The organism is uncultured Acetobacterium sp. (assembly GCF_927416815.1).
Lineage (GTDB): Bacteria > Bacillota > Clostridia > Eubacteriales > Eubacteriaceae > Acetobacterium.
This window is the reverse complement of sequence record NZ_CAKMJU010000041.1, coordinates 1-13542: the sequence shown is the minus strand read 5'-3', so window position 1 is coordinate 13542 and position 13542 is coordinate 1. Positions and strand designations below refer to the sequence as shown.

The following is a 13542-nucleotide window of genomic DNA, read 5'->3' as shown; positions in this document are numbered from 1 at the left end:
ACCTTGTAATTATAGCACCTAATTCTTAAGATTACACTATTACATACAACAAAAGGCGTGAAATTCACGCCTCGCTGTGTACCGAACTATTGATCAAATCTAAGATTTCTTCTTTATCTTTATCTTGAATCAAAACCATTTCGCTGACGATGAAATTTCTGGCATTATTCAACATTTTCTTTTCTCCGGTTGAGAGGCCTTTTAAGCGATCCAATAAGATAAGATTTTTAACAACCTTAGCTACTTCAAAAATATCACCGGTTTTTAAACGCTCCAGATGTTCACGATAGCGCCTGTTCCAGTTTTTTTCCATCACGTCCATTGGTAATTTCAGTATTTCGATCATCTCATCAATTACCGGCTGGGTCACAATGGTTCTTACCCCAATATCATCAACTTTATCAACGGGAATTAAAATCTGCAAACCCTCGGATACGATCTGCATGATGTAGTAAGGTTTTGTTTCTTCAAATATTTCTCGTTCTTCGATTGCTTCAATGATACCCGCTCCGTGCATCGGATAAACAATTTTATCCCCAATTTTATACATTTCAACCACTCCTATCATCGATTCTCTTCCCATTATAACATATAAAAAAAGAATAAGCCTTTTATTTTATAAAAAACTTATCCTGCTGTCAATATTTATTTAGATAATCATGGTCAAACTGATCCGTTTTCGTTTCAAATCCACAGCCAGCACCTTAACGGTTACGACATCCCCCAGGGAAACTGCCTCTGAAGGGTGTTTGATATAACGATCGGTGATTTGCGAGATATGCACCAAGCCATCCTGATGAACGCCGATATCGACAAAGGCGCCAAAATCGATGACGTTTCGGACGGTGCCAATCAGTTCCATTCCCACCGCCAGATCACTCATTGATAGGACGTCAGATCGTAAATGGGGCTTGGGCGCATTTTCCCGGGGATCGCGGCCCGGTTTTTTTAGTTCCTTGACAATATCGTAAAGGGTTGGTATACCGATTTCAAGCTGCGTCGCCATTTCTGAATAATTCAGGTCGTTAAACAAGTCCTGCTGTTCGCGGTTTCCCAATTGTTCTTTTTTGATGTTTTTGAGTTTTAGGAGTTTTTCGACACTTTTATAGGCCTCCGGGTGAACCCCGGTATTATCGAGAATGTTATCCCCGTCATCAATCCGCAGAAAACCGGCGCATTGTTCATAGGCTTTGGCGCCCAGACCTTTAATCTTCATCAGTTCTTTTCTGCTCTTAATCGAGCCCACGCTGTTACGATAATCCATAATATTCGTAGCAATCGTTTTATTGACGCCGGCCACGTATTTTAGCAGTGCCACCGAAGCGCGATTGACATTGACACCAACGTTATTAACGGCATCCTCGACGGTTGCTTCGAGCACCCGCTCCAGCTCTTTCTGATTGACGTCATGCTGATACTGGCCGACCCCGATGTGCTTGGGATCAATTTTTACCAGTTCTGACAGCGGATCTTGAAGTCGCCCGCCAATGGAAATTGCCCCACGGATCGAAACATTGATGTCCGGATATTCTTCGGTTCCCAGTTCCGATGCCGAATAAACCGAAGCGCCGGCCTCATTGACGACGATATATTGCACCGGCAGCTTGGTTTTTTTAATCGTTTCAGCGACAAACTGTTCCGACTCCCGCGAAGCCGTGCCGTTGCCAATCGCGATAATATCAACCTGATGGCGTTCAATTAGTTCCAGCAATTCTTTTTCGGCTTTCTCCGCCTGACCCTTGCCAAAGGTTGGATAAATGGTGGTATAATCCAGCACCTTTCCGACCTTATCGAGAATGGCAATCTTGCATCCGGTTCGAAAGGCTGGGTCAAATCCCATCGTAACCTTTTCTTTAAAGGGTGGCTGCAGCAGCAATTTTTTTAGGTTAAGGGCAAACATCTTAATCGCCCCTTCTTCAGCCCGCTCTTTTAAGGCGGTTCGGATTTCTCGCTCAATGGCTGGTGCGATCAGCCGGCTATAGCTATCTCCAAGGGCTTTTAGCAAATAGCTTGAGGGCTTGGCTTTTAGCAGTTCTTTTTTTAAATAAGCGTCAATTTCTTCGGTTGGTGCCAATAATTTAACCGACAGGGCTTTTTTCTTCTCACCCCGGTTAAGCGCTAAAATCCGGTGATCCTTGATCGCCTTAATGGCTTCGGTATGATCAAAGTACATTTCCAGTTCGGAATTTTCCTCCTCTTTACCTTTAACCACCGTGGACTTAATCTGCCCCTTATCGTAGGTGCACTTCCGGATCACGCCCCGATAGCTGCCGTTGTCCGAAATAATTTCGGCAATAATGTCCATCGCGAATTGCAGCGCTTCTTCGGCGGTACTGATTTCTTTTTCAGCGTCAATATAGTTTAGCGCCGCTTCACCCAGTTCGGCTTCGCTCAATTGCTGTTCGATGATTTGCAGCGCCAATGGCTCTAGCCCCTTTTCTCTGGCCACCGATGCCCGGGTTTTCTTTTTTTGCTTATAGGGCAGGTAGAGGTCTTCCACCTCCTGAAGGGTTTGGCTTTTTAAAATGGCGCTTTTAAGTTCCGGGGTCAGCTTGCCCTGTTCTTCAATACTAGCAGTAACCTCTTCTTTCCGTTTTTCCAGTTTTCTTAAATATGTTAAACGCACATCCAGATCCCTTAACAGGGCATCGCTTAAATTCCCGGTGACCTCTTTTCGGTAACGGGCGATAAAGGGAATGGTATTCCCGCCATCGATTAAATTGATGGTATCTTCGACCTGCTCAGGGCGTATTGAAAATTCTTTTGCGAGTTGCTTGATTATCTGTTCCACAAATTTCTCCATTTCTTACTTTATGATTCTTGCTTAATAATTCTTACTTTAATAAAATAAACACTTTGCTTTTATTTTCCAAAGATTAGTTTAACATTTTTTTGATATAATCACAAACCTTCCAGCAAACCTTCCAGCAAAACCGCGATGATCCTTAAGGCTGACGGCGAGAGTGATTGTAAAAAGACGCGGTTCATGGTAAAATATTTTCTACTAAAATGAAAAGGAGCATCACTTTAATGGCTATAAAATTTATTGTGGATTCCATGTGTGATACCAACAGCGACATCTTAAATCGCTATGATTTTGATATATTACCCTTTCCGGTAACCCTTGACGATAAAACCTATTTTGATGGCATCAATATCACCCCCGAAATGGTGGTTGACTTTGTCAATAGTAACAGCAAACTCTTTCCTAAAACGGCTCAGATTCAACCTCTGGATATTACCAACACGATTGAAAAACATCTTAAAAATGGTGATGATGTGATTTATCTGGTGCTTTCTTCAAAGCTTTCGGGCACCTACCAGACCGCTCGACTGCTGGCTCAGGATTTACTGGAGCAATATCCCGAGCGCAAGGTATCGATCGTTGATTCGCTTTCTGCGACCACCGGTTCGGCCTTGATTCTTTATCAGGGTCTAAAACTAAACAAGCTTAACCGTACCTACGAGGAAATTGTCGAAACGATGACCTTTCTGGCGCAGCACGCGCAAATCTTTTTTATGGTCGGAGACATCAAATGGCTGGCTCAGGGCGGCCGGATCAGCCGCAATGCGGCGATGCTTGGCGATATGCTAAAAATCGTCCCAATCCTCTACTTTAAAGATGGTGAGATACTCGTTTATGAAAAAATCCGCGGTCAGAAAAAAGCCTTAAAGACGCTGTTCGCCATTATCGAAGAAAAAATGACCAATCGCGAACAAATCCTCGGGATGATCCAAAGCACCGCCCCGGATCTCCAGGAAAAAGCCAGAAAATATTTCGAAAAAGAACTGGGAATCAAAAATTTTTTACTGCCTGAAAAAGCCGGTTCTACCCTGACCGTTCATATTGGCACCAATTGTCTGGGCATCATGTTTTTTGATCAGCTACCGGATAATTATGTCAATGTACTCCCCTGAAATACTGTTGCTCTATCTAACATCAGAAATAAAGCGCCTTACCGAATACACGTATTGGTAAAGGCGCTTATTTATTTAACCAAATGTGCTAGCCTCTTGGTGGCAAGCTTGAGGCCACTAGCTGTACTAGTCGGCTTAGTGGCATGGTTTGCAGCCAGACCTTTCCCGGTCCTTTTAAGGTTGCCAGGAATAATCCTTCCCCGCTCAAAAAGATATTTTTCATGCCCTTGACAGCCTGAATGTCAAAACTCACTGATTCTTCAAACATCCCAATATGGCCCTGATCAATTTTCATCACTTCACCAGGAGCCAGATCATATTCCATCATCGCGCCATCCATCTCGACAAAGGCCGTTCCCGGTCCCGATAGTTTTTGCAAGATAAAGCCTTCCCCACCAAAAAAGCCGACCCCAATATTTTTTTTAAAGTACATGTCCACATCCAGGGTCGATACGCCCGCCAGAAAACTACTCTTTTGACAGATAATCGATTGCCCTTTTTGTAAGGTCAAAGCTTTGATTTCACCGGGATAACTGGAACAAAAAGAAATTTGAGAATTATTCTGTTCTGCCGTATAAGTGGTCATAAACAGCGAATCCCCGGCGAGTGTCCGTCGCAACCCCTTCATCAGCCCACCTTTGGTGTTGGTTTCCATGCGAATATTTTCAGTCATCCAGGACATCCCACCAGACTCGGTAAACATCGATTCGCCACTGTTTAGCGTCACCGTTACCACCGGGAGATTGCCTCCCTTGATTTCAAAATTCATTTTCTCCTCCTCAATTTGTGTTAAGATACAAAAATCGCCAATTAGTGGATATTTACCCCGAAATTGGCGATTTATTTTATTGTATTTGATTATTTTTCAGATTATTTTTTTAATTTGATCAGATTGATCAGTCCGCCGGCCAGCAGCATTTCTTTTTGCCGCTGCGAAACTTCCAACAACATCACATAGGTTAACCCTTTGCTTTTATTGACCAGCTTGGCCTGACCGGATTTAACCGCATCCAGGGCATTTTCAATGATCAGTTCATCATTTAGGGAAATGGTATCATAATCGGCTTCATTTTCAAATACCAGCGGCAGTATCCCATTATTGATCAAATTGTTTTTATGAATCCGGGCAAAGGATTTAACTGCCACCCCTTTGATACCCAGATAAACCGGCGCCAGTGCCGCATGCTCGCGGCTAGAACCCTGGCCGTAGTTGGAGCCGCCGACAATAAAGCCACCGCCATTGTCTAGCGCCCGCTGGGGAAACTCGGCATCGCAGGGTGCCAGGCAATAGTTTGACAGGTAGGGAATGTTAGACCGATAGGGCAGCAGTTTGGCGTTTGACGGCATAATATGATCGGTCGTGATATTATCTTCGACTACTATCAAGGCCTTGCCAGCGACCGTATCTTTAAGTGGTTTGGTAGCCGGGAAGGGTTTGATGTTTGGCCCTTTGATGACTGCTACTTCAGTGCCTTCTGGGGCTGGTGCGATCACCATCGTATCGTTTTGTAAAAAGTTTTCTGGCATCGCAATTTCCGGCAGATTGATCTTGCCTAAGGGATTGGTAAGTACCCCTTCCAGCGCCGATATCGCCGCTGCTTCCGGGCTTAACAGGTAGACATCGGCCGAGGGGGTTCCCGATCGACCAAAGAAGTTCCGATTAAAGGTACGTAGCGAAACCGCATCGGTGGAAGGTGCCTGACCCATCCCAATACAGGGACCGCAGCCGCATTCCAGCACCCGGGCGCCAGCGTTTAGCAGATCAGCCAAAGCGCCGTTTTCAGCCAGCATCGTTAAGACCTGTTTTGATCCTGGAGCAATCACCAGGGAGACATTTTCAGCCACGGTTTTGCCTTTAACGATGGCGGCAACCTTCATCAGATCAAGCCAGGATGAATTGGTACAACTACCGATCGCCACCTGATTGACTGCCAGACCTTCAATATCCGAAATTTTCACCACCTTGTCAGGACTGTGGGGGCAGGCGGTTAATGGTTCTAAGACATCCATATCAACCTTGACTACTTCGTCATAGACAGCATCAGCATCGGCCAACAGCTCAAGGTAATCGGTGCCGCGGCCTTGAGCCTCCAAAAATAATTTGGTCATTTCATCAGATGGGAAAACCGAGGTGGTTGCTCCCAGCTCGGCACCCATATTGGTAATGGTCGCCCGTTCGGGAACTGTCAGGGTTTTGACCCCGTCTCCGGTGTATTCAAAAACCTTGTTAACGCCGCCTTTTACCGTACATTGACGGAGCACTTCTAAAATGACATCCTTGGATGATACCCCGGTACGCAGCTTGCCGGTTAATTCGACCTTAACGACCTTAGGCATGGTGATATAGTAAGGGTCTCCGGCCATCGCCACAGCCACATCCAGACCGCCAGCACCAATGGCCAGCATGCCGATACCGCCGCCGGTGGGGGTATGGCTGTCTGATCCTAATAGGGTGTCACCTGGTACCCCAAAGCGTTCAATCTGCACCTGGTGGCAAATGCCATTACCCGGTTTTGAATAATAGACCCCGTGTTTTTTGGCGACACTTTGGATATAGCGGTGATCGTCCATGTTTTCCGGCCCTTCCTGGAGCATGTTGTGATCAATATAGGCCAGCGATTTTTTTGTTTTAACCCGCGGTACCTCCATCGCTTCAAACTGCAAATAGGCCATCGTTCCGGTGGAATCCTGGGTCAGGGTTTGGTCGATCCGAATCCCGATTTCTTGACCTTTTATCATTTCTCCCACTACCAGGTGTGCCGCGATTATCTTTTCTGTTATTGTTTTTCCCATTTAATTTACTATTTCCTTTCCAAACTACTATTTTTCTGTTTTTTTGGTGTGTATTTGCTTGTTCTAAAAAATCATATCTTTTTATTATAGCATCTTTTTTTCCAATTTTCCATTTTTTTACTTGACTGCTTCTGCTTCAATTTAAATCGAAACTATGTTATACTGAGCTTCAATCACCTCAACCGTTGACAGTGGGTGTGGAGGAAATCATGGTTTTTCTTAAATGCTTTAGCCGCTTTTTATATGTCCAGGGTAGAAAAAACAATATCATCAATCTTTCCGCCCAGATGTCCTATCGGACTCTGGCCGCCTTCATTCCTTTTTTGATGTTGCTTTATAATTTTATTAACTGGTTTTCTGCGAGTGTCAATGCGACTCTGATTTTTGTGCTTTCAAAAATACTGCCCCAATCGATTATGGACTATGTTAATCTGGCCATGGAAAATGCCAGCACCATTTCTTTTTCATGGGGAACCAACCTGATCCTTGGTTTCTTTATTTTGTACGTCTCAGTTTCAGCGATGTTTTCGCTGATCACTTCTTTGAACCGAATCTTCGAACAGGAAGAAACCCGGGGACTCATCGCGCTCTGGATCCAAGCGCTTCTTTATTTGGTCTTATTTCTGCTGCTTATCTTTTTTACGGTTTTTTTCTATCTTTTCGGGGAGAAACTGCTCGCCTTTATTTTTAGCGCCTTAAATTTAACTGATTTTTTTGCCGTTTTTATCATCCTTTTTACACTGATTTATGTGATCATCGTACCGACTCTTATTTTTACCCTGATCTATATGTTTGCTCCTAAAAAACATCTCGGCTTTTTCGAAGCCCTGCCCGGCGGTTTTTTTGTTAGCATCAGCTGGTTTATCATCCTCTTTTTATATGCGCTGTTTGCCAGCTCGACTCTTGATATCAACACCTTTTTCTTTAATCTTCAGGGACCCTTCTCACTGTTTTTTGTGGTCTACCTGATCTGTTTTACCCTTACCCTGGGGGGCGTCACCAATCTTTACGCGGCTGAGCAATCATTATCGAAAAAAATATCGCCGGAGGGCAAAAATGATCAAACAGTTGCTTAGTTCGAAAATTGTCAAACTGCTCTTCTTCCTGAGGGAAGATTTTGAGGCGACTGATTTTTCCGGAATCTGTACCCAGATGTCTTTTTATCTGTTGCTGGCTTTTTTTCCCTTGCTGCTTTTTCTGATTTCTTTTATCGGAAATTTTATTAAGCCTTTTGAATCCTATCTTTACGAAATTTTAAAAACCTTTTTGCCCAATCTTTCCTATGACTATGTGACGGGTTTATTAAACAGTATCATCAGTCAGGTTTCCGGTTCCCAGTACAGCCTGATTGTGATCGCCTTTTTCTTTTCATCCCTGGCTGCTAGAGCCATTATGATTGGTATCAACCAAACTTATGGCAGGATCGAGACCCGAACCTTAACGACAATCTGGCTTTATTCGTTTTTGTTTACGATCCTGTTTGCTCTGGCGATTTTATTAATTGCCCTGGCTTATCTCTTCAGTGCTGATGTCGGTGCTGTTATTTTTACGCAAATTGGGCTATATACATATTATTATCCGATCCTGAGCTTTTTTGCCATTATTTTTTCATGGATCATTTCAACCTTAATTTTTAATATGATCTACGTGATGGCTCCAGCCCAACCCTTGAAATTTAAAAACGGTCTTCCCGGTGCGCTTTTTGCCACCCTGGGACTTAATATTGCTTTTCGTGTTTTCACCTTATTTGTCAACCATTCCACAAAATACAGCACCCTCTACGGCAGTCTGGGCGGACTTTTTGCCCTGATGGTGGCGATCTACTTTATTTGTGTAATTCTTAATCTGGGTGGAAAGATCAATCTGTACTGGTCTTTATATCAGGACAAAGAATTTTCATTTAAGCCATAATTATTGCAATTTGGGTGAAATTGTTAAAAAGATTTTACTTTGTTTAAAAAGATGCACTATCAATCTTAACAGATTGTGATAAAATGTTAGTTGTATCAGCACGATTTCTCCAACCAAATTGAAAGGACACATATATCATGAAAAAAATCGATAACCATACAGCGTTAACCAATAACAGGCGCTTTCTCAGCTACCACTATTTTGGTGCCCACCTCAATGAAAATGGGGTCACCTTTCGGGTCTGGGCTCCCAATGCCCAGGGTATTTCCGTTGTCGGCGATTTCAATGACTGGAACATCCATAATCACCCCATGAAACCAGTTTCAGGCAGCGCTGGGGTCTGGGAACTATTTATCCCGGAACTATCTCAGGGACTACTTTACAAATATGCGGTACAGCAACAGGATGGTGAACTGGTCTATAAAGCTGACCCTTACGGTTTTTATAGTGAGGTTAAGCCTAACACCGCCTCCATTATTTGGGAACTTGATGGTTATGACTGGCAAGATGAAAGCTGGTGCAAAAAAAGAAACGAAATCAATTGGCTAAAAATGCCGATTAATATTTACGAAGCCCATTTGGGCAGTTGGAAACGCAATGAAAAAGGAGAATATCTCAGCTACCATGAACTGGCCGAACAGCTGGTTCCCTATCTGGTCGAGATGCATTATACCCATATTGAACTGATGCCGATCATGGAACATCCCTTTGACGGTTCCTGGGGTTATCAGCTGACCGGCTATTACGCCGCTACCAGCCGCTATGGCGATCCCCAGGGATTGATGTATTTCATCGATTGCTGCCACCAGGCCGGCATTGGTGTGATTCTGGATTGGGTACCCGGTCATTTCTGCAAGGATGCTCAGGGGCTGCGGCATTTTGACGGCACCAGTCAATACGAGTTTTCCGAACATCAGCAATGGGGCACAATGGTCTTTGATTATGGCAAACCCGAAGTCCTTGATTTTTTGATCTCCAATGCCCACTTCTGGTTTGACCGCTACCACATCGATGGCCTGCGTATCGATGGGGTAGCCAGCATGATTGAACTTAACCATGGTCTGGACGGTCAACCCTTTAGCAATACCGAGGGCGGTACCGATCGATTAGAAGCGCTGTCCTTCCTGCGGGAACTGAATACGATTATTTTTAGAGATTTTCCCTTTGCGATTATGTCAGCCGAGGATTCCACCTCCTATCCGATGGTCACCTGGCCGGTCGATAAGGGCGGTCTTGGCTTTAATCTCAAATGGGACATGGGCTGGATGCACGATACCCTGGATTATATGAAAACCGATCCAATGTTTCGCAATCGCTTCCATAATCTGCTAACCTTTTCGATGGCTTACGCCTTTAATGAAAATTTTATCTTGCCGCTGTCTCATGACGAGGTGGTTCACAGCAAACGAACCATCCTCGATAAGATGTTTGGCGATTATAATCTAAAATTTGATCAGTTCCGGATTCTTTTCGGCTATTTAATGACCCACCCGGGAAAGAAATTGTCCTTTATGGGCAATGAATTTGCCCCCTTCCTGGAATGGCGGGTCGACGAAGCACTGGAATGGTTTTTGCTGGATTATCAAAAACATCGGGAGATTCACACCTATATTAAAGATCTCAATAAATTTTATCTTAAAGAAAAAGCCCTCTGGGTCGATGACCATAGCTGGGGTGGCTTTGAATGGCTGGAACCAAACAACAGCGAACAAAGTATTCTGATTTTTAAACGCCTGGGTACTGAGGAGAAAGATACCTTGATCACTATCATCAACTTCTGTCCACTTACCTATAATGATTATCAGATTGGTGTTCCTGCCGAAGGCAACTACCGGCTGGCCTTTAATTCCGATGACAGCAGCTATGGCGGCAGTGGTTTTAAAATGAAAAAAACCATGAAGGCTCAGACCCTTCCCCTCCATGGCCAGGACTATTCAGTTTCGATCAATATTCCGCCCTCTTCAGTAATTGTCCTAAAAGGTATTGTTCCCCGGTCAAGCGTCAAGAGCAAACCGGAACCAGCTAAAAAATCAAAACCTAAAAAATAACCCCGCACTGCTATGATTACTTAAAAATCGATACAAAAATCTATATAACGCTTTATTAAACTAGCATTAGTTGAAAGGAACTAACATGAATTCTTCAGAACGCGAAAAAATAAAGGCCACCTATAAGGCCACCTTTACCAAAAAAATTGAAGAGGTTTCGGGAAACTGTCTGGCCGATGCCTCACTGCTGAATCAATACCAGGCCTTAGCTGAAATGGTAATGGAAAGCATCACCTCCCAATGGGCAAAAACCAACACCCTCTATAACAAAAACGAAGCCAAGCAGGTCTACTTTTTTTCAATTGAATTCTTAATCGGACGGCTGATGAAGTCCTACCTCAGTAATTTAGGGGTTGAAGATCTGGTTCAGGAATGCTCGGCCGAAATGGGGCTGGATTATGAGGCCATTCTTGCCCAGGAATCCGATCCGGGCCTAGGCAACGGTGGCCTGGGTCGCTTAATGGCCTGCTATCTGGATTCCTCTTCGGCGATGGGAATGCCTGCCCACGGCAACGGTATCCGTTATAAATACGGCCTGTTTGAGCAACGGATTATCAATGGTGAGCAGATTGAAGTAGCTGATAACTGGCTTAAAAATGGCTATCCTTTTGAAATCCGTAATCCCGATAAGTCAGTTATTATCAAATACTACGGCCAGATTCATTCTGAAAACATCAATGGCAACCTGACCTTTGTCCACGAAAATTATGAAGCCATTATGGCCGTTCCCTACGATATTCCGGTTAAAGGGTATCGCAACGAAACCGTAAACTCCTTGCGGCTGTGGAGTGCCGAGCCGCTCGAAGCCTTTGATCTGCCCTCTTTTAATCAGGGCCATTTTTTAAACGCTGTTCGACATAAATCAGAAGCTGAAGCGATTAGCCAGATCCTCTATCCCAATGACAATGGCTTTGATGGCAAGCTGCTACGGCTCAAACAAGAGTACTTTTTTGTCTGCGCCGGGCTCAAGCGGATTATTGTTGATTTTAAGCGATCCAATAATAACTCTATGGACGGTTTCAGTGATAAGATTTGTATTCATATTAACGATACCCACCCGGCGCTGTGCGGCCCGGAACTGATGCGGGTGCTGATGGATGAAGAAGGTTTAGGTTGGGAAGAATCCTGGAAAATCACCGTCGACGCGTTAAGCTTTACCAACCATACGGTGTTGCCGGAAGCGCTCGAAAAATGGCCGGTCGATATGATGAAGGATTTACTGCCGCGGATTTATATGATCATTGAAGAAATTAACCGCCGTTTTCAGTTAGAACTGGATAGCGAGTTTCCTCATGATCTGGATCGCAACCATAGCCTTGCGATTATCCGGGACAATTATGTCCATATGGCCAGCCTGGCGATTGTCTCGAGTCATTCCATCAATGGGGTGGCTTCGCTCCACAGCAAGATCCTTCGGGAAGAAACCTTTAACGGCTTTTACCAGGTCTTCCCGCAGCGCTTTTATTCCGTAACCAATGGGGTTTCACCGCGACGCTTTCTGATGAACAGCAATCCCCAGCTAAAAGAGCTGATTAATGAATCGATCGGACCCGATTGGGATCATAACCTGTTCGATCTAAAAAAACTACTCAATTTTATCAATGATCCGGTTTTTTATGAAAAGTTTGAAGCCGTCAAGTTGTCAAATAAGGTTCGACTGGCCAATTATATGGCCAGCCATAATGATGTGAAAGTCAATCCCGACTCGATCTTTGATATCCAGGTCAAGCGGATCCATGAGTATAAACGGCAATTGCTAAACGCCCTCCATGTCCTTTATCTCTATAATCGACTTAAAGAAAACCCCAACCTGGAGATGGCACCCCGCACCTTTATCTTTGCCGGCAAAGCCGCCCCCGGCTATTACTACGCCAAAGAAGTCATCAAACTGATTACCGCCATTGCCGAGCTGGTTAACAACGATCCGACCCTCGATGACAAACTAAAAGTTGTTTTCCTGGCCAATTTCAATGTTTCACTGGCCGAGATCATCTATCCGGCCGCCAATATCTCAGAGCAGATTTCGACCGCCGGAAAAGAAGCATCGGGAACCGGGAACATGAAATTTATGATGAACGGAGCCATTACCCTGGGAACCATGGACGGTGCCAATATCGAAATTCTCGACGCCGTTGGTCCCAGTAACATTGTCACCTTTGGCCTGTCGGCCGACGAGGTTCATCACTATCAGAAACATGGCGGTTATCGATCGGTTGATATCTTTGAGCAGGATCCCCGGATTCAGCAGGTGCTTGGCCAGCTGATCGACGGAACCCTGGGACATGGACTCAGCTTCCAGGCCATCTATGATTCGCTGCTCTTGTACAACGATGGCTATTTTGTCTTAAAAGACTTCAATGCCTATACTGATGCTCAGAATCAGGTCGATCATCTCTTCCGTAACCCCAACATTTGGACAAAGATGTCCATCAGCAACGTAGCAAATTCCGGTGTTTTCTCAAGCGATCGTTCAATTGCAGACTATCAACGGAAAATCTGGAAAATCATTTAAGGAGGTTTCACTATGAATACTGAATGTGTGGCAATGCTCCTGGCGGGAGGTCAGGGGAGTCGTTTAGGCTCCCTAACCTTTAATAACGCCAAACCAGCGGTTTTATTTGGCGGGAAATATCGGATCATTGATTTTCCGCTAAGTAATTGTATGAATTCGGACATTGATGTGGTGGGGGTGCTGACCCAGTATCGTCCCTATATTCTCAATAATTATATTGGCGACGGATCGGCCTGGGCGCTCGATCAGATCCAGGGCGGTGTCCATATCCTGCCGCCCTATATGGGTCAGAAAGGCGGCCGATGGTATTCAGGTACCGCTGATGCCATTTATCAGAACCTCGACTTCATTGACCGCTTT

The 13542-nt window shown here is 44.5% G+C and carries 10 protein-coding genes; 6 read left to right on the top strand and 4 right to left on the bottom strand.

From position 1 onward, the window contains the following. Positions 1–64 precede the first annotated feature (64 nt). Together QZ998_RS07375 and QZ998_RS07370 are read right to left on the bottom strand one after the other, a co-directional pair. Positions 65–550: a CarD family transcriptional regulator gene (locus QZ998_RS07375; RefSeq protein WP_296559321.1), complete on the bottom strand. Its 486-nt coding sequence runs from the start codon at positions 548–550 to the stop codon at positions 65–67. Positions 551–649: 99 nt separating this feature from the next. Beyond that, entirely contained in the window at positions 650–2791 is a 2142-nt protein-coding gene (locus QZ998_RS07370) for a Tex family protein (protein ID WP_366512408.1), read from the bottom strand. A 239-nt stretch (positions 2792–3030) separates the two neighbouring features. On the opposite strand from QZ998_RS07370, the gene QZ998_RS07365 reads away from it, so the two are divergent. Continuing rightward, the gene (locus QZ998_RS07365) at positions 3031–3918 is read left to right on the top strand and encodes a DegV family protein (protein ID WP_296559317.1); all 888 of its coding nucleotides are present in this window, start codon (positions 3031–3033) and stop codon (positions 3916–3918) included. Positions 3919–4006: 88 nt separating this feature from the next. On the opposite strand, the gene QZ998_RS07360 is transcribed toward QZ998_RS07365, so the two are convergent. Continuing rightward, positions 4007–4687: a TIGR00266 family protein gene (locus QZ998_RS07360; protein ID WP_296559316.1), complete on the bottom strand. Its 681-nt coding sequence runs from the start codon at positions 4685–4687 to the stop codon at positions 4007–4009. 101 nt (positions 4688–4788) lie between these two features. Beyond that, positions 4789–6711, bottom strand: a complete 1923-nt coding sequence (locus tag QZ998_RS07355) for an aconitate hydratase (RefSeq protein WP_296559314.1) — start codon at positions 6709–6711, stop codon at positions 4789–4791. Positions 6712–6920: 209 nt separating this feature from the next. Here QZ998_RS07355 and QZ998_RS07350 point away from each other — a divergent pair, with 209 nt between their 5' ends. The 5 genes from QZ998_RS07350 to QZ998_RS07330 form a co-directional block, all read left to right on the top strand. Next, complete coding sequence (locus QZ998_RS07350) at positions 6921–7787, top strand: YhjD/YihY/BrkB family envelope integrity protein (RefSeq protein ID WP_296559311.1); 867 nt, start codon at positions 6921–6923, stop codon at positions 7785–7787. Further along, a complete protein-coding gene (locus tag QZ998_RS07345) occupies positions 7768–8622 on the top strand; it encodes a YhjD/YihY/BrkB family envelope integrity protein (RefSeq protein WP_296559309.1) in 855 nt (284 codons plus the stop codon). The genes QZ998_RS07350 and QZ998_RS07345 overlap by 20 nt, the downstream gene beginning before the upstream one ends. A 137-nt stretch (positions 8623–8759) precedes the next feature. Further along, positions 8760–10670 carry a 1,4-alpha-glucan branching protein GlgB gene (gene glgB / locus QZ998_RS07340; RefSeq protein ID WP_296559306.1) on the top strand — a complete coding sequence of 637 codons (1911 nt, stop codon included), beginning with the start codon at positions 8760–8762 and terminating at the stop codon, positions 10668–10670. A gap of 85 nt (positions 10671–10755) precedes the next feature. Continuing rightward, complete coding sequence (locus tag QZ998_RS07335; protein WP_296559304.1) at positions 10756–13182, top strand: glycogen/starch/alpha-glucan phosphorylase; 2427 nt, start codon at positions 10756–10758, stop codon at positions 13180–13182. Between the two features lie 12 nt (positions 13183–13194). Next, positions 13195–13542 (top strand): sugar phosphate nucleotidyltransferase (locus tag QZ998_RS07330; RefSeq protein ID WP_296559302.1); only part of this gene is annotated, 348 nt, incomplete at its 3' end.

Bases quoted from the DNA above. Each gene is read 5' to 3' on its own strand.
- QZ998_RS07375 (WP_296559321.1), bottom strand. From the start codon at position 550: ATGTATAAAATTGGGGATAAAATTGTTTATCCGATGCACGGAGCGGGT.
- QZ998_RS07365 (WP_296559317.1), top strand. From the start codon at position 3,031: ATGGCTATAAAATTTATTGTGGATTCCATGTGTGATACCAACAGCGAC.
- QZ998_RS07360 (WP_296559316.1), bottom strand. From the start codon at position 4,687: ATGAATTTTGAAATCAAGGGAGGCAATCTCCCGGTGGTAACGGTGACG.
- QZ998_RS07355 (WP_296559314.1), bottom strand. From the start codon at position 6,711: ATGGGAAAAACAATAACAGAAAAGATAATCGCGGCACACCTGGTAGTG.
- QZ998_RS07350 (WP_296559311.1), top strand. From the start codon at position 6,921: ATGGTTTTTCTTAAATGCTTTAGCCGCTTTTTATATGTCCAGGGTAGA.
- QZ998_RS07345 (WP_296559309.1), top strand. From the start codon at position 7,768: ATGATCAAACAGTTGCTTAGTTCGAAAATTGTCAAACTGCTCTTCTTC.
- glgB (WP_296559306.1), top strand. From the start codon at position 8,760: ATGAAAAAAATCGATAACCATACAGCGTTAACCAATAACAGGCGCTTT.
- QZ998_RS07335 (WP_296559304.1), top strand. From the start codon at position 10,756: ATGAATTCTTCAGAACGCGAAAAAATAAAGGCCACCTATAAGGCCACC.